23 protein-coding genes are annotated in these 23,615 nt (G+C 27.3%); 6 read left to right on the top strand and 17 right to left on the bottom strand.

Translation table 11 applies throughout. From position 1 onward, the window contains the following. Positions 1-231 precede the first annotated feature (231 nt). The 4 genes from AVBRAN12637_RS00995 to dsrO all read right to left on the bottom strand — a co-directional run bounded on the left by AVBRAN12637_RS00995 (position 232) and on the right by dsrO (position 5,934). Positions 232-1,191 (bottom strand): hypothetical protein, encoded by a 960-nt coding sequence (locus AVBRAN12637_RS00995; RefSeq protein WP_336615173.1) that lies wholly within the window; start codon positions 1,189-1,191, stop codon positions 232-234. A 72-nt stretch (positions 1,192-1,263) separates the two neighbouring features. Continuing rightward, positions 1,264-4,176 carry a tetrathionate reductase subunit TtrA gene (locus AVBRAN12637_RS00990; RefSeq protein WP_336615172.1) on the bottom strand — a complete coding sequence of 971 codons (2,913 nt, stop codon included), beginning with the start codon at positions 4,174-4,176 and terminating at the stop codon, positions 1,264-1,266. Further along, the gene (gene nrfD, locus AVBRAN12637_RS00985; RefSeq protein WP_336608270.1) at positions 4,169-5,203 is read right to left on the bottom strand and encodes an NrfD/PsrC family molybdoenzyme membrane anchor subunit; all 1,035 of its coding nucleotides are present in this window, start codon (positions 5,201-5,203) and stop codon (positions 4,169-4,171) included. The genes AVBRAN12637_RS00990 and nrfD overlap by 8 nt, the downstream gene beginning before the upstream one ends. Continuing rightward, entirely contained in the window at positions 5,188-5,934 is a 747-nt protein-coding gene (dsrO, locus tag AVBRAN12637_RS00980; protein ID WP_336608269.1) for a sulfate reduction electron transfer complex DsrMKJOP subunit DsrO, read from the bottom strand. The genes nrfD and dsrO overlap by 16 nt, the downstream gene beginning before the upstream one ends. A gap of 217 nt (positions 5,935-6,151) precedes the next feature. On the opposite strand from dsrO, the gene AVBRAN12637_RS00975 reads away from it, so the two are divergent. Beyond that, the gene (locus tag AVBRAN12637_RS00975; RefSeq protein WP_336615171.1) at positions 6,152-6,964 is read left to right on the top strand and encodes a hypothetical protein; all 813 of its coding nucleotides are present in this window, start codon (positions 6,152-6,154) and stop codon (positions 6,962-6,964) included. Between the two features lie 15 nt (positions 6,965-6,979). Then, positions 6,980-8,140 (top strand): Cj0814 family flagellar-dependent secreted protein, encoded by a 1,161-nt coding sequence (locus AVBRAN12637_RS00970; RefSeq protein ID WP_336615170.1) that lies wholly within the window; start codon positions 6,980-6,982, stop codon positions 8,138-8,140. A 139-nt stretch (positions 8,141-8,279) separates the two neighbouring features. Here AVBRAN12637_RS00970 and AVBRAN12637_RS00965 read toward each other — a convergent pair whose 3' ends face one another. The 4 genes from AVBRAN12637_RS00965 to AVBRAN12637_RS00950 all read right to left on the bottom strand — a co-directional run bounded on the left by AVBRAN12637_RS00965 (position 8,280) and on the right by AVBRAN12637_RS00950 (position 11,192). Next, positions 8,280-9,092, bottom strand: coding sequence for a cysteine ABC transporter substrate-binding protein (locus tag AVBRAN12637_RS00965; protein WP_214119709.1), 813 nt, complete (start codon positions 9,090-9,092; stop codon positions 8,280-8,282). Positions 9,093-9,154: 62 nt separating this feature from the next. Beyond that, positions 9,155-9,895 (bottom strand): amino acid ABC transporter ATP-binding protein, encoded by a 741-nt coding sequence (locus tag AVBRAN12637_RS00960; RefSeq protein WP_239803371.1) that lies wholly within the window; start codon positions 9,893-9,895, stop codon positions 9,155-9,157. Next, positions 9,895-10,551 carry an amino acid ABC transporter permease gene (locus AVBRAN12637_RS00955; RefSeq protein WP_214115982.1) on the bottom strand — a complete coding sequence of 219 codons (657 nt, stop codon included), beginning with the start codon at positions 10,549-10,551 and terminating at the stop codon, positions 9,895-9,897. Before AVBRAN12637_RS00955 ends, AVBRAN12637_RS00960 begins: the two co-directional genes overlap by 1 nt. After that, positions 10,548-11,192: an amino acid ABC transporter permease gene (locus AVBRAN12637_RS00950; RefSeq protein WP_214115980.1), complete on the bottom strand. Its 645-nt coding sequence runs from the start codon at positions 11,190-11,192 to the stop codon at positions 10,548-10,550. The genes AVBRAN12637_RS00955 and AVBRAN12637_RS00950 overlap by 4 nt, the downstream gene beginning before the upstream one ends. 249 nt (positions 11,193-11,441) lie before the next feature. Between AVBRAN12637_RS00950 and yedE the strand changes: the two genes are divergently transcribed. Then, on the top strand, positions 11,442-12,626 hold the full coding sequence (yedE, locus tag AVBRAN12637_RS00945; RefSeq protein ID WP_214115978.1) for a selenium metabolism membrane protein YedE/FdhT: 1,185 nt from the start codon (positions 11,442-11,444) through the stop codon (positions 12,624-12,626). Beyond that, on the top strand, positions 12,616-12,840 hold the full coding sequence (gene yedF, locus AVBRAN12637_RS00940; protein ID WP_214115976.1) for a sulfurtransferase-like selenium metabolism protein YedF: 225 nt from the start codon (positions 12,616-12,618) through the stop codon (positions 12,838-12,840). Before yedE ends, yedF begins: the two co-directional genes overlap by 11 nt. Before the next feature lie 23 nt (positions 12,841-12,863). Here the strand turns inward: yedF and AVBRAN12637_RS00935 are convergent, their stop codons facing one another. The 9 genes from AVBRAN12637_RS00935 to AVBRAN12637_RS00895 form a co-directional block, all read right to left on the bottom strand. Further along, on the bottom strand, positions 12,864-14,024 hold the full coding sequence (locus AVBRAN12637_RS00935) for a multidrug effflux MFS transporter (RefSeq protein ID WP_214115973.1): 1,161 nt from the start codon (positions 14,022-14,024) through the stop codon (positions 12,864-12,866). A 79-nt stretch (positions 14,025-14,103) separates the two neighbouring features. Beyond that, complete coding sequence (gene copM / locus AVBRAN12637_RS00930) at positions 14,104-14,469, bottom strand: CopM family metallochaperone (protein ID WP_214119711.1); 366 nt, start codon at positions 14,467-14,469, stop codon at positions 14,104-14,106. A gap of 61 nt (positions 14,470-14,530) precedes the next feature. Beyond that, on the bottom strand, positions 14,531-15,679 hold the full coding sequence (locus tag AVBRAN12637_RS00925; RefSeq protein WP_336615169.1) for a metallophosphoesterase: 1,149 nt from the start codon (positions 15,677-15,679) through the stop codon (positions 14,531-14,533). 2 nt (positions 15,680-15,681) lie between these two features. Beyond that, positions 15,682-17,022 carry an SH3 domain-containing C40 family peptidase gene (locus tag AVBRAN12637_RS00920; RefSeq protein WP_336607824.1) on the bottom strand — a complete coding sequence of 447 codons (1,341 nt, stop codon included), beginning with the start codon at positions 17,020-17,022 and terminating at the stop codon, positions 15,682-15,684. After that, on the bottom strand, positions 17,022-18,299 hold the full coding sequence (locus AVBRAN12637_RS00915; protein ID WP_239803375.1) for a M99 family carboxypeptidase catalytic domain-containing protein: 1,278 nt from the start codon (positions 18,297-18,299) through the stop codon (positions 17,022-17,024). The genes AVBRAN12637_RS00920 and AVBRAN12637_RS00915 overlap by 1 nt, the downstream gene beginning before the upstream one ends. Continuing rightward, on the bottom strand, positions 18,292-19,350 hold the full coding sequence (locus tag AVBRAN12637_RS00910; protein ID WP_214119727.1) for a 1-deoxy-D-xylulose-5-phosphate reductoisomerase: 1,059 nt from the start codon (positions 19,348-19,350) through the stop codon (positions 18,292-18,294). Before AVBRAN12637_RS00910 ends, AVBRAN12637_RS00915 begins: the two co-directional genes overlap by 8 nt. Before the next feature lie 32 nt (positions 19,351-19,382). Continuing rightward, on the bottom strand, positions 19,383-20,111 hold the full coding sequence (locus tag AVBRAN12637_RS00905; protein ID WP_336608468.1) for a phosphatidate cytidylyltransferase: 729 nt from the start codon (positions 20,109-20,111) through the stop codon (positions 19,383-19,385). A 9-nt stretch (positions 20,112-20,120) separates the two neighbouring features. After that, positions 20,121-20,435 (bottom strand): hypothetical protein, encoded by a 315-nt coding sequence (locus tag AVBRAN12637_RS00900; protein ID WP_214115955.1) that lies wholly within the window; start codon positions 20,433-20,435, stop codon positions 20,121-20,123. Continuing rightward, on the bottom strand, positions 20,432-21,712 hold the full coding sequence (locus AVBRAN12637_RS00895; protein WP_214115953.1) for an NFACT RNA binding domain-containing protein: 1,281 nt from the start codon (positions 21,710-21,712) through the stop codon (positions 20,432-20,434). Before AVBRAN12637_RS00895 ends, AVBRAN12637_RS00900 begins: the two co-directional genes overlap by 4 nt. Before the next feature lie 62 nt (positions 21,713-21,774). On the opposite strand from AVBRAN12637_RS00895, the gene AVBRAN12637_RS00890 reads away from it, so the two are divergent. Both AVBRAN12637_RS00890 and AVBRAN12637_RS00885 read left to right on the top strand, forming a co-directional pair. Further along, complete coding sequence (locus AVBRAN12637_RS00890; RefSeq protein WP_336608467.1) at positions 21,775-23,028, top strand: 3-isopropylmalate dehydratase large subunit; 1,254 nt, start codon at positions 21,775-21,777, stop codon at positions 23,026-23,028. Beyond that, positions 23,018-23,599, top strand: a complete 582-nt coding sequence (locus AVBRAN12637_RS00885; protein WP_336615168.1) for a molybdenum cofactor guanylyltransferase — start codon at positions 23,018-23,020, stop codon at positions 23,597-23,599. Before AVBRAN12637_RS00890 ends, AVBRAN12637_RS00885 begins: the two co-directional genes overlap by 11 nt. The last annotated feature ends 16 nt before the right edge of the window (positions 23,600-23,615 follow it).

Here is a 23,615-nt window from a genome sequence, read left to right as displayed (position 1 = left end):
TAATTAATCAAGACATTTTTAAAATCATATAGCTATTTTTTACACTTAAAAAGCAATATTAAAGCACTAATACTTTTTAAAATATGCACTAACATTCGTAATGCAAATTAGGTTAATACATTAAAAAATGATTTGAATTATTATAATTTGATTTTAATTAATACTATTATTATTTTATTTAATGTTTTGATATATTGTAACTTTTAGTAACAATTAATTAAAAATAAAAAATTAAACCTTAATATCAATTAATTTTGTATCGCTTAAATCTTTTTTAAATTCTTTCGTAAAATCTATAAAATCATCTAATTTATCATTTGCGACTAATTCTTCTAATTTATTTTCACTGATTTTAAGATTAAGACTAAAGTCTTTTAAGAGTTTCTTTTCATCATTTGTTAGACTTTTTAGGCCTTGATTTTTTAGCTTTGCTAAGGCTGCTAATTTTTTTAATTCTTCTAATTCCTTTTCTTTGAATTTATCTATATTCATAATTTTATAAATATTACCACTATCAATTTTAATTCGCTCATCACTTGATTTACAATCAGCTGTATATTTATGAATTTTATTTTTACCATCAGCTCCTAAATATTCGCCAAATGTTATTATTCCATCAAGGTTTTTATCATCATTTAAACTAATATTTAAAGCCTTGCTAATATCCATACTCTCGCCCTCTGGCAAAGCTACCATACTAGGTAAATATGTGCCTATGATTGCACTTGAGATTATTTCTTCTTCAAGTGTCTTTTCATTTACTACTATTTCGGCTGCTTCACTAAATACCGTAAATGTGTATTTAAATTCCTTGCCCGTTAATTCTCCATCGTTATTAATATCAGCTGCTAAGAGATTTTCTCTATAAGCAATATTGCTAAACCATCCAGCGACAAAACTTGCTGCATCTTTATCCAAAATAGTGCCTTTATTATTAGCAATGAAATTATCGCTATCAAAAAATTCTTTTAATCTATTTAGATTTTTTTCATTTATTTTTACACCGATATTATCACTATCAAATCTAAAAAATACATTGTAATCTTGCTCTTTATTAGTCTTAATCTCAAAATTATTTTTATTTATTTGATAATTTAAATCTTTTAGCTCTTTTTCTGTTAGCTCGTGCTTTTTAACATCAATTTTCCAAGCTATCGGCATATTTTTACTAGCACTTATATCGTGTATCATAAATAATCCTTTAATATTTATTTAAAGGATTATAGTTTATTTAGGATAAATAATTTAATCAGTTTAAATTCTTTAACCTAAGCTTGAGATTTTTTCTATAATTACTCCAAATCCTTGCCTTGCTACAGAGCCTACGACAAAATCACTAATTAAGGCATTTTCTCCACGAATAGTATCATCAGGTATTATATTTGAGATACTAACGCCTGTTCTTTTTGAAATATTTTTAGCAATTAATTTCCCATCAATATAAAAATCACTAGCACCTTCGCCACGCCTAGCACGAGAATGCTCAATTCCTACTGCTTCTTTATGAATTCCTTTTCTAGTTTTTAATATTCCTATTATTTTTTTATCATCTCTTATAACTTTGATTAAATCCTTATCTTTAAGACCTAGTTTTGCTGCTGTATCTTCGTGTAATTCAATGTAGTTTGAATATCTTAAATGAGTTAGTTTTGAACTAGCAGCAACTAAACTTGAATATATATTTGATTTATACGAAAAGGCTTTTAGATTTAACTCATCTAATGTGGTATTGTTTTTAAATCTTTGTTTTACAAAATAAGGAACCCCACTATAATTTTTCCCAGTTAAAGAATCCTTAGTAAGTGCTAAATCTTCGTTATAAATAGCTACTTCTTTTTTGTATGTTTTTGCTAAGGCATTTTTGTTATATGCTTTGTTTTTGCTTTCAAATTTTCCACCCCTTGCCATACAAAATAAAGCTTTTTTATAGTGTTTTGGGCTAATTTCTTTTAATTCTTGAATGAATGGTAAGTCCTTTATCTCATCTTCGTTTATTTCATAATCAAATCCACCATCAAGCGTAACATTTATAAAACTTCTTAAATAATAATCACTCGGCTTATCAAGGTCAAATAAATTACCTTCACTATCGCTAATTGCGTTTTTGCCAAATCCTGCTAAGCCTAATTTTTTGCCTAATTCAATTATAAAGCTATCCATACATACGCTTTCATTATTGCTAAACTTAACATTAGGAGAATTTAAAATAGGAAATCTAAAATGACTAGCTTTACTCAAAGCACCACCCCAAGGATTAACAACGCCCCAAGTCTCATACATAACGCTATCAGGAACTATATAATCAGCAAACATACTTGTTTCGTTTATGAATGGGTCAATTGCTATGAATAATGGTATTTTAGAGCTATCTTTTAAAGAATTTTTAACATTATTCATATTACTAGCATAAGCAATATTAGCATTCCAAGAAAGCAATATATCTATTCCGTAAGGATATTTTAATGCTGCATTTGTGATTGCGTCGGTGCAAATTGCATTAGTTAGTGGATACCAAGGTAGTTTTGATGGATAAGGGTTTTCGTTGTTTTTGATTTTGTTTTTATATTCGCTAGTTGCTTCATAAGGTTTTTTAGTTTTATCAACCCTAATTCCACTAGGTTTAATTTTGCCTTTATATTTTGCTAATTCAAATTCTCCTGACAAATCATTATATTTACCCCCACCAGCACTCATTCCACCAATTTTATTTAAATTCCCAAGCAAACCAACTAATTCTAAAATAGCATAAGCTGTATAAAATCCATTAGTTTGCATAGTCCCGCCGTGCAAATCAAATGCTACTTTATTTTTATATTTTTTGATTTTTTCTAATAAATATTCATAATCTTTTTTACTAACGCCACTATTTTGCAACAAATCATCTAAAGAATTTGAATTGACACTTTCTTTTAATTTGATAAAACTTGTTTTAACCTTTATTGCTTCATCATCTAAAGTTATTATTCCATCATAATAAATATTAGCTTTTTTACAATCTTTTGCACTTATTAATCCTTGCTCGTTAATAACCATAATTTCATTATTAATTCTTAAAAATTCTCCTTTTTTATAGTTTTTATAATCATCTTCAACGACTAAATAAGCAGCATTAGAAAAACTTACATTGTTTTCATTTAAATTAGTATAAGATAGATATTCTTCATCATAAATTTTTTGATTTATTACATCTTGTAATAAGGCTAATGCTAAAAACAAATCCCCACCAGGCTTTATAGCAATCCATTTTCCTACGCTAGATGCACTTGAAGTAGAATTTGTAAGTATTGGGGTTATTGTTGCGTATTCTAAATTATTGCTTTTTCTATTTGCTATTTTTAATCCTTGTCTTTTGAAAGGATTTCCAGCTTGAGCAGGAGCACTTGCGAAATTAATCAAAAACTCGCAATTATCAAAATCAGGTTTTAAGTGTGGGTATTTATCAAAATCATTTAAAAAAGCAGCCATTCCAGCTCTCATAGAAAGACCGCAAGTTGCTGTGTGTCCGTGAAAATTAATAGTTCCGAATGATTTTTGAAATCTTTCTTGAAAGAAATTCTTTCTTCCTTCATCGCCTGTTGCGATTATACATAATCCATTTGCTTTCTTTCCAAATTCAGGAGCATTTTCATCTATTAAATCAGTATGATTATAAACTTCTTTAAATCCTTTTACATAGCCTTCATTAAACAAATCTCCACCATTTACTATCTCATCTAAAAATTTATCAGGCTCAATACTTTGCCATTTATTTTCTCCCCTTTTTCCAACTCTTTTTAGTATTTTAGTTACCCTTGCTTTATCATTTAATTTATCAAATACTAAATTACCCCTAGCACAAACACTTGAATGGATTTTGCCTTGATTTGTGAGTAAATAACTATCTTTTATACTAGTATTCATATTAAGCCAAGGGTCGCTTGATAATAAACTATATGGATTTCCAATAACTTTTAAAACCTTATTATCTAATACTTTTACCCTAACACCACAATGAGTAACGCAACCATTACAAACACTTGAATAATACTTGCCGATTTTTGGATTTAGGCTATTTGCATATATGCTATCGTTTGTTTTTGTTTGTGGTTTTATGATTTTTTGTATTGTTTCATTGTAAAAATAAGCCCCTGCTATGCCTGTTATCCCTGATGCTATTAAAAACTTTCTTCTACTCACTTAATTCTCCTTTTATTTGTTTTTCTAATATGCTTACTAAAAGACAAAACAAACTTATACAAATTAGCCAATTGCCAAATACAGAACCTAAACTATCACTACCTAAGATTTTTGGTGTGTATGTTAAAAATCCACTCATAATTTTTGGCATAGAATTTCCTGCAAAAACTACATTGAATTTAAAGCTAAAGCTATAAATTATCATAGACAAAAATGCAAGTAATAAAAAGAATTGATTGTTTTTTAATCTTGTAAAAAGATTTATTAAAATAATAAAAATTAAGCAAAACTCAAGTATGAAAATCTCATAAAATCTAGCCATAAATACATATTGATATAGCTCTTTAATTTCTTTATTAAAACCAAGCATAAAGCTAAACCAAAATAATCTTAATAATAAATCACATACTATTAAAGCACTAGCAAGTCTTATAAAGATAAAAAGATTGATTTTATAATTTATGATTTTTGAATATATAAATAAGACTAAAGCACATATTCCAACACCGCCTACACCGCCATTTGCAGCAAATAAAAGTGGTAAAACAGGTGTATTCCAAAAACTAACTCCAACACTTGTTCCTAAAATATATCCAGTGTATAAAGGAATGCAAAAAGATACAATAAGTGTGATTATTCCTAATTTTTTAGTATTTTTATTGTTAATATGATTATATGCTAATAGTATTAGTAAAATAGGGTAGGTTATAAGTAATATAATTCCTATTTTCATAGCTGAAGTTGGTAGATTGCCCCAGCCATTTAAAAAGATTTCAAAAACTCTGCTAGGTTGTTTTAAATCATCAATTAAATTAAAAGGAATTGCACATAAACAAACAAAAGAAATTATCATTGAAAATAGGGCGATATTTTTGTAGTTTTTCAATCCAAATACTAAATATAAACTAGCACATAAAAACGCTCCAAAACTAGCCCCTGCTATGAAAAAATCATTCACAACATCTAAAGCCCAAGTTCGCTGAACGCTAAAACCTTCTAAAACCACAGCACTCATTTTATTCTCCATTCTTCTTCTAAAGCCAAATCAAATTCTTTTGAAATATCTTGAAACATTTTATGATTAGGATTGATTTCATTTAATTCATTGTCTAAATTAATATAAAAAACTTGTGGTTTAGTCCCAAAATTTTGCTTTAAAACACTTGTTGGATAATCTTTTAATATTTGTGAAATTTCACTTGAACTATCATTTAAATCGCCAAAAATTCTAGCCCTACCAACACAGGTTTGAACACAAGCTGGTAATTCATTATTATCTATTAAATGCACACAAAAAGTGCATTTATCAGCTACTTTTGTATTTTTATTAATAAATCTTTTATCATAAGGACAGGCATTTACGCAGTAACTACAACCCCAGCATATTTCATTATCTACTAATACTATTCCATCTTCTCTTTTAAAAGTTGCTCCTGTAGGGCAAACGCTTACGCAAGGTGGATTTTCGCAATGATTACAAAGTTCTGGCAAAAATGCCTTAAATACTTCATCGCTTTTACTTAATTCATATTCAGTAACAAATGTTCTAAATTGTTCGTGGGGGACTTGATTTTCATTGATACAAGCAGCAGTGCAAGCTTGACAGCCGATACATTTTCTAAGGTCAATTAGCATTGCATAGCGTTTTTTGCTATCTCCTATATATCTTTTATCTTTTTTATCTATACCATTATTTTGTAGGCTAAAAGCATAACTTGATGAAGCTAATGTGGTTGTAATAAATACTCTTCTATTCATATAAAACCTTTGATTTAGATTTTAATGAGTATATTTTTTGATTGTATAATTAATGTTAAAATTTAATAATAAATTAAGGTTTAAATATTATTGCCTAATTTTGGTTTGTTATTATCAATAAGTTTATATATAAATTTTATATAAATTTTTATAAGAATTTAATAACCATTAATATTTTTTTAAACATACCGATATAGAAAAATAACAGGGGTTTAAAATGCAAATATCAAACTATAATCACTTTTATAATATTTTAAAGCGTGAAGCAATAATTAATTACAATGTAAAAGAGCGTAATCAAAGCACAATTGATAGTGTAAGAGAGCAATATATCAAAAATCTTAATTTAGATGAAAACTTATTAAATGATTTAAATAATACATTTATAAGAGATGATTATTTGCCAAAGAAAGCTTATACAATCAAAGAAGCTTTAAAGAATTTAAATAGTGATTATAGTGAAGCTTTAAAAGATTTAAAATATAACATAAATCAAATGTCTAATTTAATTTATAATTCAGCTTTTAGCGATTTTGATGAAACTTTTGTTGATGATGGGACTAATTTAGGCAATCTAAAAACCAAGCTTAATTTAAAATTAAGAGTAATGCAAGAATACAAAGTAAGTAATATTTATCAAAGAGCTTTTAGTGATTTTTTTAACCCTGAAGACAAAAAAGAACTAAGAGAGTTTTTAAAAGATTTTAAGATTAATAATGAATACATTGATGAAAGTCTTAATAATATTAATGATAGTGATATTTTAAAATTATTATGTGATAAAAATATTAGCGTTAAAGATTTTATAAGTGAGTGCAAAAGATTAAAAGCTATAAAAGAAAATCATACAATACTTGATAATAAAAAAGATGATTTTAAACCAATAGAAGTAAAAGGCACTAGCACTCGTGAAAGTATGGAAGAAATACTTAGTAAAATGGATATTCAAAATATCAAAAATGAAAGAGATTTATTAGCTATTTTAATGGCATATAAAGATAGCGAGAATTTGTATGATAAAAGAGTTTAAAATAAAGGAATAATTATGAAAATAAATTCTTATTCAACATATCAAATAACTAATATAAGCAAAAAAGAAACAAATAACGAGATTAAAAAAGTAGACAATAAAGCAGATGATAAAAAGGTAGGTGAAGTATTAGGATACGGAGTTGATAAAGATGGCTTTTTTACAAGTGATTTTAACAAAGCAGCAGGAATTGCTGAAGATTTTAAAATACATAGCGATACTTTAAAAAATCTAGTAGATAGAAATAACAATTCTTTAAGAGCATATAGAAAGTATTATGAAATTGATATAGCAAAAACTGTTAATAACGCTTATACACTTTTTAGCCAAGTTGTAAGTGAAGATTTTTTAAACTCTAAAGAATTTTTTAACACCGAAGATATAAAGCAATTTCCACAAGGTTATATTCAAGCAAGAAGTGATGAAATCAAAATCAATAAAATTTTACATTCACCTGATGATTATGAGAATAATCACGGAATGACTTTTCAAAATGAACTTTACCAAACTCATCATCCCTTATTTTATTCTTTTGACAATGATGATAAAACCTTACCAAACACAAATGTTTTTCCACCTGATAATATCAAGCAAGACCCTAGATTTAGTGGATATTTTGGTGATTATGACGAAGCAAGACAAAATTATATAAATGAAAATGGAGAAATATCAAAAGGCGGGCTTTTGATAGGTATATTAAAATCAAACCCAACTTTAATTGAAGGAGAAAGCACATATAAAGGTAAATTAAGTGGTTATGATAGAAAAATTAGCTCGGCTACATTTTTTGCATTTGATAAAGCGTTAGGAATGCAAGTAATGGCAAGGGGAGAAAATGGCTTTATGAGTGCTGAAGTTGAGCGTATGCCAAGATGGCTGAAAGATTATGTCAAATTAAATGCTTATGATAAACCATTAAGCCAAAGAAGTGCTATTTTAGGAAGTGCTAATTATACTAAAACCTTATATAGTCTTAATAGTGGATTTTTTAGTAGTAATAAAAAAGCTGAAGAAAAACAAGCTGATGAATTTATGAGAAAGATAAGAGAGTTAATGGGTTTAGAAAATCCAAATAAAAACATTAGCGAATTAAATTATGATGAGTTTTTAAAACTAGCTTTTAGTTTTAGCCAAAATAAAGTATCTAATGTAAGATTGTTTGATATAAAGGTTTAGATTATTTTAGAAATTTTATTGCAAAAGTTATAAGATATTTTGATTTTTGAAAAGATTTTCTTATTTTAAATTCTTAAAACTCAATAGAATTTAAAATAAGAATAAAAAGCGAATTAGGAATAATCCTAATTCAAAATTATTAAAGTTTGCCGCCTTCTACAACAACGCTTTCTTTATCAATATCAGTTCCATAAACAGGTGCTAGAGTTTCATCATAATTTTTGTGGAAGAATTGCTCTTCGCCTAGTTTTACTATCTCATTATTTAGCCATTCTAAAAGCTCTTTATTGCCTTTTTTAACAGCAGGTGCGATTACATCAATATCTCCTAATTCACTAATACCTACTACAAAATCAGGATTGTTTTTAACCCAAGCAAAAAGCAAGGTGTTATCGTGTGCTAGTGCAGCACCTCTGCCATCTAATAATGCTCCAAAAGTTTCAGTATTTTGGTCGTATTTTGCTAGATTTACTCCGTTTTTATTTTTTGTAAAATACGCATCAGCAGTTGTGCCTTTATTTACGATTAGAGTTTTTCCATCTAGTTCTTTAATGTCTTTAATCTCTGCATTTTTAGGACTTGCAATGCCTAATGAAACTTTCATATAAGGTAATGCAAAATCAACAACTCTTGCTCTTTCAGGTGTTTTTGTAAAATTAGCTAAAATAATGTCAACTTTATCAGATTGTAAAAACTCAACCCTACTAGCAGCTTCAACAGGAACTAAGGTTAATTTATCTTCACTACCTAATAAATCTTTAGCAATTCTTTTTGCAAAATAAATATCATAGCCTTGGAATTTGCCTTCTTTATCAACAAAGCCAAATGGTGGTTTATCAGCAAAAACACCTATTTTAATATTATCGCTAGTTTTAATCTCTTCAATATTTCTAGCATTAGCAAAACAGGTTAGTAAAGCCCCTGCAACAAGTGATAAAATAACTTTTTTCATAATTTCTCCTTTAAATAAAATCGCTTGTAATTAAAACGCAAAAAAATTAATAAAAGATAATTTTAATCCTTTTTAAATTCAAACATATTTAAAAATTGCTTAGCTCTATTAGTTTGTGGATTTGTAAAAAACTCTTCAGGACTTGCAATTTCAACGATTTTGCCACTATCCATAAAAATAATTTTATCAGCTACAGCTCTAGCAAATGCCATTTCGTGAGTTACTATTAGCATTGTTTTTTCTTCTTTTGCAAGATTTAATAATACATCTAAAACTTCTCTTACTATTTCAGGATCAAGCGCAGCCGTAACTTCATCAAAAAGCATAATTTCAGGATTCATACATAAAGCTCTAACTATTGCAATTCTTTGTTTTTGACCGCCACTTAGCTCTTTTGGATAGGCGTTTTGTTTATGCTCTAAACCAACTTTTTGTAATAAATCTAGGGCTTGTTTTAAAACTTCATCTTTTTTACGCTTTTGAACTTTCATAGGAGCTAATAAGATATTTTCAAGCACATTTAAATGGTCAAACAATTCATAGCTTTGAAACACCATTCCAACATATTTTCTAATCTCTTGCCAGTTTTTATAATCTTTAGTAATTATTTCATTTTTTATATAAATATTTCCACTAGCTATATTTTCAAGTCCGTTAATACACCTTAAAGTTGTGCTTTTCCCGCAGCCACTAGGCCCTACTAAAACAACAACTTCGCCTTTATTAACTTCAAAAGAAATATCCTTTAAAGCGTGGTTATTGCCGTAAAATTTATTAATATTTTCAAGTTTTAAAATACTCATTAACTCCACCTTTTTTCTAGTATTTTTGATATTTTTGATAAGGGATAACAAATTATAAAATATATAAAAAATATAATTGTATAAATATATAAAGGTGCTAGATTGCTAATAAATAATGTAACTTCTTTTAATTGATTACCTATTGCTAAAATATCTACAACACCTATTAAATAAGCTACTGAAGTAGTCTTAATCATACGGCTTAAAAGATTTATTACATTAGGAATTAATCTTTTTAATGCAAGTGGCAAAATAATATATCTATACATTTGGTATTTGCTAAGTGCAAGTGCGATTGAGCTTTCAAATTGGTGTTTAGGAATACTTGTTATTGCACCCCTTACTAAATCCATCATCTCAAACATACCCCAAATCACAAATACAATAATAGTAGCACTAATAGCATCTATACTAAGCCAACTTGACATTCCAAAATATATTAAAAATAGCCAAACGATAATAGGCATAAATCTTATAATTTCAAGAATTATTTTTAGAATATAAAAAATAATTTTATTTCCTAAACTCATAAAAACGCCTAAAACAAGCCCGCCTATAATTGAGAAAAATATAGATACAAAAGATATAAATAAAGTAACTTTTAAGCCTTCATAAAGCCTTGAATAAATTGATAAATCAAATAATATTTCACTCATTTTCTAATCCTCGCTTCAAACCAAGTTAAAAATAATGAAAGCGGTAAAATCATTATAAAATAAGCAACACAAAGCATAAATAAAGCTTCATTAGTCACATAATAAAGTCCTATTATATCTTTTGCTGTATAGACTAAATCAGCTAGAGCTATTACACTTACAACTGATGTTTCTTTTAACAAAAATATTATATTTGCATTAATACTAGCTATAGAAACTCTAAGTGATAATGGCAATAATATGTAGTATAAAACTTGATTTTTGCTTAATGCTAGAGCATATCCTGCTTCTATTTGGTGTTTATTAATAGCATTTAAACCTGATTTTAAACTCTCAGCCATATATCCACCACCTAAAAATGCAAGTCCAATTACTCCACAAGTAAAGGCTTCAAGCTTAATTCCAAGCTTTGGCATTGCATAATATAAGAAAAACAAATGAATTAAAAGCGGGGTATTTCTTGAAAGCTCTATATAAGCATTACAAATTAGTTTTAAAAACCTTAGTTTATGTAGTTCAACCCACATACAAAATAACCCTATTAAAAATGATAAAACTATGCCATAAAATGCAAGTTTTATAGTAAGGATTAATGCGTCTATGTAAAGTGGATAAAACTCTTTTATAACTTCAAAATCCATCTAAGCTCCTAGCTAAAATAAAAACGGGTTAAATATATCTTTTTTTGATAAATAATATTTGCAATTTTATTTTCAAATTCTTTTAATTTTGTTACAAAAATTATTAATAAATATGTGTTTATATTAAATAATTTTATTCAAATAAATTAACTTGATTTTGAGATAAATAATTTAAAGAAATCTTTAAGAATGCTAATTTATAATCAGCCTTTTAATTTTGGCTAAGTTTTAGCTATACAAAGGATTTTTATGAAAACTTCAAATTTTGGTGCAGAACTTGCACACTTTCATCAAAACTACCTAAGCAAATTCTATAGCAATACTAAAGCGGTTATGGTTTTAAGCATAATGGCAACTTTATATTTTGCTATTTTTGGTGGTGTTTTTGCAGTAACAGGTGAATTTACTCGTATCGGTGGGGAAATTCTTGAGCTTTTTGGAATGGATTTAAGTTCGTATTCATATTATCAAAAGCAAAATCTAAACGGAACTATGCTAACTCGTGTTGATGGGGTTATGATTATTGGACTTATAATTGGTTGTTTATTAGCTGCTAGCGTTGCTAATAAAGTGTATTTTAGAAAAATAGCTTCTAAGACTAGATTTTTTCAAGCATTAGTAGGCGGGATATTAGCAGGATTTGGTGCTAGACTTGCTTGGGGGTGCAATTTGGCTAACTTTTTTACAGGTCTTCCTTATTTTTCTTTACATACTTGGGTTTTTGCTATTTTTATGTGTCTTGGGGTTGCAGCGGCTATTTTGGTGCTAAAAATTAAGATTTTTGCTCCTAGATATGAGATGATTAAAACAAATACTCCGCAATTAAAAATAGATAAGAATTTAGAACAAAAAAACAAAATTATTTTATTTCTTAGCGTAATTGCTTTTTTTGTATTCTTTGCGTATTTAGCTAGTAATGATACTAAAAATCTTCCTACAGCATTGATATTTGGAGTGATTTTTGGCTGGTTGATACAAAAAGGACAGATTTGCTTTACTTCTTGTTTTAGGGATTTATTTTTATTTAAAAGATATAGTTTTTCTTTAGCTTTATTTGTATCAATGTTAGTTGCTAGTATTTTCGTATTTGCATTATTAAATAAAGGCGGATACAACGCTAAGGTTTTAGAAATATCTCTTGGGCTTTGCACGGGAGCATTTATATTTGGCTTTGGTATAGTGTTTGCAGGTGGTTGTGAATGTGGATTTTTATATCGTGCAGTAGAAGGGCAAACTCATTTTATAGTAGTTGGTATTGGAAATATAATAGGAACTATGCTAATTGCTTTAAATTATGATTTATTGCCTAAGTGGTTTTTGAGTGGAGAAAAAATCAAATTAAGCGGATATAGTGGTCTTGGCATTAATATAGCTTTATTTTTAATAAGCATTGCTTTAATATTATTTTATGCAAGGAGAAAAAATGAAAATTGATTATTCTATTTCTTTATTAGGCGAACCTTGTCCTTATCCTGCAATTGTTGCTAATGAAGTAATTCACAAGTTAAAAAGCGGCGAAGTATTAGAAATAATTAGCGATTGTCCGCAAAGTATTAATGGAATTCCACCTGATATGAAAGCTTTAGGTCATAGTTGCGAAGTAGTGCAAAATGGCTCTATTTTAGGCTTTTATATCACTAAAAAATAAGTTTAGAATTTAAAACAGAAGTTTTAAATTCTAATTAACTTAAATCTTAAAATATAAACTAGACTTGCAAGTAAGCAAAAAACGCTTATTATGCAAGCTAGTGCAAAACTCGTATTAGCATTCATAGCACCGACTAAAAACGCTGCAAATCCTGCGAACATAAATTGCATAGCTCCAAGTATTGCTGAAGCACTACCTGAATATTTTTTAGATTTTTGCATAGCTTTTGTAACTAGATTTGGTGTTATAAAGCCTAGCATACATAAAGTTAAGAATAAAAATAAAGTAAAAGTATAAAAATTATTTGATAAAAGTATTAAGCAAAATGAATTAATTATCATTGTTATACAAGCTATAAAAATTACTTTTGATATACCAAATTTAGAAGTAAAATACACATTTAATCTAGCTGTTATCATAAATCCTAAAGAATTTATCCCAAATATTAATCCATATTCTTGTAAGCTGATATTAAAAACATTGGTAAAAACAAAACTTGAGCCACTAATATAAGCAAATAAAGTGCTCATAATTAAACTTGAGCTAATTACATAAATTAAAAAACTTTTATTAGTTAAAACACTTTTATATGCTTTATAAATATTTGAAAATGAAAATGGAATTTGATTTTTGTTACTTTCTTTTATATAAAAAATACTTAAAAATAATAATAAAATTCCAAGACAAAATAAAGTAATAAAAATGCTTTGCCAAGAAAAGTATTTAAGCAAAAGCCCACCAATGCTAGGAGAAATCATAGGAGCTATGCTAGAGCTAATCATCATTAATGAAAATACAGCCACTGCTTTTTGCTTAGAAAAACAATCATTTACAATAGCTCTTGCAATCACAACCCCAGCACATCCGCCAAGTGCTTGCATAAATCTTAAAGCAATAAAAGTATAAATATTATCAACTAAAAAACATAAAAAGCTAGATATTATAAATATGAAAAGTCCTATAATTAATGGGATTTTTCTACCATAAATATCACTAATTGGTCCATATAATAATTGTCCTAATGCAAAGGCTATAAAAAAACTAGCAATGCTTAATTGAGTATAAAACTCACTTGTATTAAAACTATGCTGAACTAAGCTTAATGCAGGTAAATACATATCAGTTGCAAGTGGGGCAATAGCACTTAAAAATGCCAATATTAAAATAAAAAATTTTTCTTTCATCTATACTCCTAAAAAATATGATATTGTCTTAATTTGGCAAATGAAGTTTTATGCAAGGAAAATTACCTTGCATAAATTATTAATGTTGATGATGATTGATTGCTTCTGGATATTTATAGCCTTTTTTCTCTAAATATTCTTGCATAAATTTAATTTCAATTTCTTGAGCTTTTATAATATCATTAGCTAATTTTTTGATATTTTCATCTTCTCCATATTTTAAAACGATTTTAGCCATATCAACAGCACCAATGTGATGAGGTAGCATACCTGCTACAAATGCTATATCAGGGTCGTTTTCATTCATACCTGCTTGCATTTTAGAATGCATTTTCATCATACTTTCATTTAGTTCTTTTTTCATATCGTTTAATTCTTGAGGACTTAAATCTTTAGCAAATAAACTAAATGCACCTAAGCATAAACATAAAAAAATTTTTTTCATAAAATACTCCTTGTTTTAAATAAAGATATATTTTATTAATTAGTAATTTCTATTAAGTAAATTATTTAGATTTTACATTAATTAAGACTATTTCGCTACTTGCATTAAATCTAGCTACTATACCCCAAAATCCCGCTCCACTTGTTACATACATTTTGCTATTTTTTATATTATATAAGCCTTTTAAATATCCTTGCTCAAGTTTAACAGCTAGGCTAAAAGGAAAGATTTGTCCTGCGTGAGTATGTCCAGCTAGGATTAAATCATAAGGGCTAACATCGTATTTTTTAACAAATTTTGGCTGATGGGTTAGTAAGATATTAAACTTATCTAATTTAGGCTTTAATTTGCTAATATCAGGCTCAAAAGTCTTAAGCTTTAGCCCCATTAAATCATTTACACCTGATATTACAAAATCATCAAATTCTATGCTTTTATTATCTAAAAAATGCAATTTATATTTTTTTAATTCCTTAGCGATACTGCCTACTCCGTGATAATATTCGTGATTTCCTAAGACATAAAATGTGCCATAGGTTGATTTTAGTTCATTTAGATAATTAAGGTTTTTGACATTATTAATACCTGTATCTACTAAATCTCCTACGATTACTACTAAATCAGGATTTAAAGAATTAATTTTATTAATTATATTTATAAAAAACTCATCATTTAAATTCTTTTTTAGATGAATATCAGCTATCATTGCGATTTTTAAATCTTTTTTTAGTTTATCTTCGTTTAGATTTATTTCTTTGATTTTAGGGACTTTTATTGCGTTTTTTGATACCTTATAAAAAAATACAAAAGCTATGAAAATAAATATATACTCATAATTTAAAATATTTATATCTTTTAAATAATAAATAAGTATAAAAAATATAGGAAAAAAATTGAATATCTCCCATATATCAATTACTTTTGCAAAATGTTCTTCATAGACGATTTTTGTCTTGATATAATAAAAACTCATAATTATAAAAAACACAATAGTTGAAGCAATTAAAATTATAAAAGAATAATATAAAAGCTCTTTAATTAAGTTTTCTTGAGTAATTAAGCTTAGTTCAAACGCAAAAATAATACTATAAAAAGCCACAATTATTTTTCTAAATTTATTAAAAGTATTATTTTTAATAGTTCTTAAAAGCATATTTGCATTAGCGAAAAATACCAATAAAAAATATAAAATACCAAGTAATATAGCCATAATTAGTCCTTATTAGAATTTAAATTAGGAATTTCAAACTGCAATTCATCAGCAAATAGATTTCTCATACCAAAAATCCTACTTAATATTACATCTTGTTCTTTTACACTTGAGAGATTTTTGCCTGCATCTATTGTGGTTATTGCTACTTTTCCAACGATAATTCTACTCTCAACTCCACGCTCATAATTTTTAATCCCCCATAAATTATGTAATATATAGATTTTGTTATCAAATTCTCCTAAATATAAAACTATATGACCTTTTAGAGCTAGCAAGGTTGCAAAAGGTATTGCATTGCTTTTAATATAATTATATTTTTGTTTATTGCTAAGTTTTGAGATATTAAAAAATATTTTTCTATTTAAATAATCTTTTTGATAGATTTGATCTTGCGAATTTCTAGCTAGAAAAACTCCAAATGTGCCAAATACATCTTTTAAAAAAGCAGAGCAATCTCTATCGCCGTTTAATCCGCCCCAGCCATAGTTTTGTCCTATTAATTCATTTGCGATTTTTTTTAAATCAACGCTAGAAAAACTATCTCCAAGTTTGAAAAAATCTTCTTTTTTGACCTTTATTTCAATAAGTTTTGCGTTATTGTTTAAATCCTTTTTAAAAACTCTTATAGTATAAAAATTAGCACTTTCTTTACTTAATGCCAAAGGCATTCCAATTCTTGCGTATTCTATGAAGTCTTCATTTTTATCTATTAATGCAATTTTATCTTTTTTAGGCATTATGAAGTCTTTTGATGATTTATAAATATTTAAATCTTCATCACTAATAAATGCAATATTTTTATTTTCTATAAAGCCAACTACCACGCTATTATAAATAAAACTCCAGCCAAAATCCTTGCTAAAATGAGAGATTTTAACAGGAGTATATGCGTAGATAAATGAGTTTTGCAAATAATCAAACGGATAGCCTTCGCCTGCTAATTTAGGATTTTTAAATCTTGGTTTTTTAGTAGGTAATAATCTTAAATTACTTGAATGAATAATGATTGCATTTTTTGAAATTTTGTTTAAATTATCAAAATCAGCATTATCCACTATATTTTGCATTAATTTTTGAGAATTTAATTGATAATTTTCTCCATAACCTGTGTCTTTTAAAATATCATTTGCAATATTTTTCATATTGATATTGGTTTTATCAATTCCCCACACATAAAATAGGTTTTTTAAATAATTTTCTTTTAATTTTTGCGATACTTCTTTAGTGATATAAAACTCATTGCTCTCATAATTATTTAAATCTTGAGATGGAAGAGCAAAATAATTTTTACTGCAAGAAGTAAAAACTACAAGACAAATAATTAAAATAATATTTTTCATCATTCAAATCTAATTAAAATTTCACCTATAAATTTATTATCTTCGTAAGCTTCAACCCTATAAATCTTACCTGCTTTATCAATTGAGTATTGTTTTTGCATATTTTTAAGGCTTAGTTTTATACTATCTTCACTATCTTTTGCGTTATAGCCTATGACATTTATCCTTACTTTATCGTGTTTTTTAACTAAAAAATAATTTTTTACTTCAATCATTTTTGCGAAATTAGTTGTGATTTCTTTATCATCAACAATTAAATTTAACTTATCAATAATATCGCTATATTCAACATTTTTTTCTAAATACAAATTAGTTTGAAAGCGATTGCCGTATTGAATACTAAAGCCATTATCTTGATTGTTTTTAAAAATCGCAGTTAATTCATTGCTAGCTTTATAAGTAAATGGCAATTTTATTGGAATAAATCTTATTTTTTCTCTTGGTTTTTGAAGGCTTAATAAAAAGCGATTTTCAATTTTAATTAAAATCGGTTTTTCAATAACTTCTCTTACTGCATTAGGATTTAATTCAAATTCTCGTTCAAACTCAACTCCAGCAGCCTTTAAATAGCTCTCAATTGCTAGTAAATGATAATATGCTCTTTCGTGAGTTAATAGATTTTTGCTAGCTTCGTTTGCATAGGCGGCTTTACCTTGAGTAATTGCATAATAAGTTAGGCTTTTTAGCATTTCTTCATCGCCATTTGCTGTGTTTGTGTTTTTTAAATGATAGCTATGTAATTTGTGTAATAAATTATTATTTATACTTTCACAAGCTTTACTTGCAATTTCGTTTAAATTCCCGTATTTTGCGTCAATTTGCTCTTGGTCAATTATGCAAGAATTTCCCCATTTTTTAGGATTTTTATCCTTATTTATATAATTTGGAGAATAATATCCACTACCATCGTGAAGATTTATTATGAGTTTTACTTCAGGTAAAGTTATTATTTTTTTGATTAATTCAACCGTGTAATAATCAGGGTCATCTTCGCTAAGTTCTGCGAATTTGCGATTTAAATCTCCAAATTCTCCACGACTTCTAGCAATTATTGAATCAAATGCAAGATTTGGCACGACAATTACTTTTCCTTTAGTGATTTTATAATCAGTGATTAATAAGCTAGCAGCGTGAAAACCACCTGGCTCATCTCCTTGAATACCGCCAAAAATCAAAACGGTATTATCACAAACTTTTTCACATTCTCCTAAAGTGTTTATAGTAAAATTTAAAGCAAATAAATTAAGACTTAAAAATGTTAAAAATATCTTAAGCATTCAAAAACTCTCTTACCATTTTATCTACACTAAACACATCATCAATAGTATTTATTTTACTATCAGCAAATTTATCTAAAGCCTTAAATACTGCGTCACTAATATCATAGAATTTACATTCATCTTTTAAATATTTATATACAAATTCTTCATTAGCAGCATTGATAATAACACCTAAATCAGGATTATTTAATAGCTCATCTTTTAGTTTGAAAATAGGGTATTTATTAGGATTTATCTCAAAGAATTCTAATTTAGCAAGTTTTAAAATATCAAAATATTCACAAGCAGCAAAATCACTCTCACCTAAGAGTGCATTTGCAATGCTAAGCTTCATATCAGGTACGCTAAAATAAGCACTCATTGAGCCATTAATACTTTCGCAAAATGCGTGAATACTTGAGCTTGGCTCTATGATTGCATCTAATTCTAAATTAGGGTATAAATGTTTTGCTTCTATTAATTCATAAAGCTTATTTGTCATTGTTGCACTATCTATTGTGATTTTTGCTCCCATATCCCAATTAGGGTGTTTTAAGGCTTCATTTGCTTTTAGATTTGCAACTTCATTGTATTTAAAAAATGCCCCACCACTAGCAGTAATTGTGAGCTTTTTAGGGTGTTTAATACCCCTTAAAAGTGCTGCTAATGCACTATGCTCGCTATCAATAGGAGAGATATTAAAAGTATCAAGAAATTTTCCAGCCACAACCAAGCTTTCTTTATTTGCTAAAAAGAGTTTTTTATCTAATTCTTGAGTTTGTAAAGATATTTTAAGCCCTGCAAATCCTACTATTGCATTGATAATTCCATCACTTTTTAAATCTTGCATTATAAATGCAGCGTCTTTTATTGAGTATTTATTAGAATGATTGACTTTATCTAGTATTTCATCACTTGCTAAGACTATTTTAGGATTAAACATTTTTATTTGTTCGTTTAATAATTCATAGTTTTTATAAGCACTAATGCACTCTAATTTAATATCAGCTTGTTTTATTATTTTTAAAGCATTAACGCCGATTGAACCAGTTGAACCAAATACACTTATAATTTCAGGTTTTGTTGGATTTATAGTAAAGCTCATAAGAATACCACCATAATAATACTAGCAAAAATCAAAGCATCAACTCTATCTAATACTCCGCCATGTCCAGGGAAAAGCTCTCCACTATCTTTAACCTTCGCTAAGCGTTTTAAATAGCTTTCAAATAAATCTCCAAATACAGCAAAAAACGCCATTAAAAATGATAAAAATAAAACTTCTAAAAAGCCAATCTCACTATAAACAAAACTAGCATAAATACTTGAAACTATTGTGCTAATAATAATTCCGCCGATTACTCCTTCTAAAGTCTTATTAGGAGAACTTGGACTAAAGCTAGTTTTTCCATATTTTTTACCTACAAAATAAGCAAAACTATCACATAAAACAACGCTTAAAAGTAGCCAAATAAAGCCACTTAATTCAAATCTAATATAAGTTTCAAAAATAAAGCTAATTCCAATTCCTGCATAAATAAATGGTAGAATTTCTTTTAAATCTCCTTGTTTGTATGCTAAAAAAGAAGCAAGAACTAAAATAGCAAAAATCATAGAAACCACAGGCATTTGAGTATAAATTCCTAATATCAATCCTAAAGCTAAAATTAAATAATTATTTTTAGTATCAAATAATTTACAAGCTTCAAAATATCCAATGCCACTAGCTAATAAAAATATTATTAGCCATAAATAATAAGAATTTATCGCTAGAAAAATTACTGCAATTATTGCAAAAATTAAGCCTGTTTTTATTTTTTCATTCAACATAAATACTCCTTAAACAAGTTTATCAAAAAGCCTATCGCTTTCTTTTATTTCTTCAATTTCTTCATCTTCTTCTATCATAACACCGAAAAAATTAGCTCTTTTATGCTCTTTTTTAGGGCGTTCTTCTTGATATGATTTTTCATCATCAAGATTTGTGTTTGTTTTTGAGCTTTCGCTACTTTCTTCTATTACATTAACTTCTGGCGTAACTAAAGTAATTTGCTCATCAGCAAACATTTTTGCATTATGTTTTGCGTGATTATCAATCGCTACGCCTTGATTTTGATTTATATAATTTATATTTCCAATATTGCTAACACTCATAAAAAAACCTTTATAGTATCGTAATTAACATAATTAACGAATGCTTTTTCAATAATTTTTACATTTGCTCTTTTTGTAAAATCTACTAAAAAATTACCTTCTTTTTTACCAGAATAACAAGCACAAAGACTTGCAGCATGATAGATTAAATCTATATCATAGCTTTTTTTGTTGCTTGAAATTATTACATGAGAGCCTTTTAAATCCTTTAAATGAAACCATAAATCATCTTTTTTGCTATTTTTTAGCAAATATTCATTAGCGTTTTCATTAAGTCCTACGCTAATTTTGTAATCATTTACATAAAAATTTAATATGTTTGGATTTTGCTGGGTTTTGCCTTTTTTATTGTTTTTTGCGAATAATGAGCGTAAAAATACTTCATCTTTTGTGCAAATTATTGCTTGTTTTAGACTATTTAAAGCATTTATTTTTTCGTTTAGATTATCTTTTTCTATGCTTATATTTTTTGCTTTTTGGCTTAATTTTTTAGCGTTTTTATAAATATTATTTAGCTCATATTTTGCAGAGTTGATTAAAGAATATTTATAAATTCCTATTTCAAATTCTCTTTCGTAATCTTTGATTTTATATAAGTTTTCTTTTAGTGCATCGCCTTTTGCGTATTCATAAAGTGCTTTTTTGTTTAGCAATTCTTCATCTTCTAAAGAATTTATTAAAAGCTCTAATTTTTCAATTTTTTTATCATTTTCCATTATTTTTTGAGCTTTTAATGAGTTTAATTTCTCGTTTTGAAGACTTGCAAAAATATTTGCGAAATAAATTTTAAAATCTTCAATTTTTATATTTTTTTCAGTGATTTTTGTAGGTTCTAAATCTATGTAAGGTTCATTTTGTAAAATATCTCTAAGGTTGTTTTTGCCGTATCTTAAGGCACTTATTATATTTCTTTTATCATCTAAGATTAGTGCATTTGTAAATTTTCCTGAAAACTCAAGTATTAAATAAAATTCCATTTTTTTATAAGCGTGAGCTAAGGCTAGTTTAAACTCTAAAATCCTATTATTTATAGGCACTTTAATATCTAAAATACTTGCGTTAAAAAGCATTTTTTTAAGTTGTAAATCAAATGGACTAGTATAATCTTTAGCATATAAATTACCACTATAAATTGCACTTTTGCCCTTGGTTAAATCAAAATATAGTTTATCTTTAAACTCAATACATAAGCAATTATCATTTATTCTATATGCACGATTTATCTTTTTATATTGCTTTAAATAATCTTTAATTTGCACTAAATCATAATAATTCATTTTTAATCCTTTTATTAATTTTAACGGCTAAAATTAATAAAATTAGAAAAAAAGGGAAATCTATGACTTTAACAGAACAAATATTTGCTCATCATATAGGAAAAGAAGTAAAAGCAGGTGAGATTATTGATTGTCCTATTGATATGGTAATAGGAAATGATATTACAACTCCAATTTCTATTAAACAATTTAAAAAAAGTGGTGCTACAAAATTAGCTAATCCTGATGGCTTTGCAATTGTGCTTGACCACTATATTCCTGCAAAAGATATTCTAAGTGCAAATCAAGCAAAAATTAGTAGAGATTTTGCAAAAGAACATAATTTAAAATATCTTTTTGATGAAAAAAATATGGGTATTGAACATGCACTTTTACCTGAAAATGGACTTATTAGCCCAGGTGATGTGATAATTGGTGCAGATAGTCATACCTGTACGCACGGAGCTTTAGGAGCATTTGCTACTGGAATGGGAAGCACTGATTTAGCGTATGCAATGATAACAGGTAAAAATTGGTTTAAAGTGCCAAGTGCTATTAAAGTGCAGTTTCGTGGAAAATTAAAGCCTTGGGTTTATGGAAAAGATTTAATTTTAGAAATTATTAGAATTTTAGGCGTTGATGGGGCTTTATATAAATCATTAGAGTTTTTTGGAATTGAAGAGCTTGATATGGATAGCCGTTTTAGTTTATGTAATATGGCGATTGAAGCAGGTGCAAAGAATGGAATTTGTGCTGTTGATAATGTTACAAGAGAGTTTTTAAACTCGGTTAATTTAAAGAGAAAAGGCGTTGAGTTTAGCCACTTGCCAAATGCTGTTTATGAAAGAGTAATTGAGATTGATTTAGACAAGCTTGACCCTGTTGTAGCATATCCGTTCTTACCAAGTAATGGTAAAAGTATAAAACAAGCTGTAAGTGAAAAGGTAAAAATTGACCAAGCATTTGTAGGCTCATGCACAAATGGAAGGCTAAGTGATTTAAGAATTGCAGCGAGTATTTTAAAAGATAAAAAAGTTCATTCAGATGTAAGAATGATAATTACTCCAGCTACAACCAAAATTGCTTTACAAGCTCAAAAAGAAGGCTTAATGGATATATTTGCTAATGCTGGTGCAGTTGTAAGTAATCCAACTTGCGGTGCGTGTTTAGGTGGATATATGGGGATTTTAGCTGATGGAGAGCGTTGTATATCAACTACGAATAGAAATTTCGTAGGTCGTATGGGTGCAAGAACTTCAGAAGTTTATCTTGCAAATAGTGCAATTGCGGCTGCTAGTGCAATTAAAGGATATATTTGTTCTCCTGATGAGCTTTAAAAATAGCGTTTGCCTAATTTTAGGTGGTGGAAAATCAAGTAGAATGGGGCAAGATAAGGCTAATTTATGCTTTAATTATAAAAAGCGTGAAATTAGCCTGATTAATTATTTATATGAAAAATTACAACCTTTATTTAATGAAATATATTTTTGTGCTAAGGCTAAGCCAAGTGATTTAAAATGTAAATTTTTAAAAGATAATTATGAATATTTTCATCCGATTAATGGTTTAAAGACTTTTAAAAATATTAAAATTCCTAATTCAAATTCTGTTTTTGTAATTGCAGTTGATTTTGTAAAAATTAATAAAAGCTCTATAAAAAGACTTTTTTATAAACATAAAAGATATAAAAGTTCAGTAGTTGCAAAAAGTATCAAAACTCATTTTTTATGTGGTTTTTATAAGATGAGTGATTTAAAATATTTAGATAAATTAGATGAAAATTGTAAAATCAAAGATTTTTTTATAAAGTCAAAGGCAATTACTTTAAGCTTTAAAAATGATAATATTTTTTTAAATATGAATACAAAAAGTGATTTTGAAAAGTTCATTAAAAGTTACAGACATTAAACATTTTATGTTATAA

Origin of the sequence: Campylobacter sp. RM12637, from assembly GCF_020137645.1 — a bacterium.
GTDB lineage: Bacteria > Campylobacterota > Campylobacteria > Campylobacterales > Campylobacteraceae > Campylobacter_E.
This window is presented reverse-complemented; position numbering and strand designations above follow the sequence as displayed.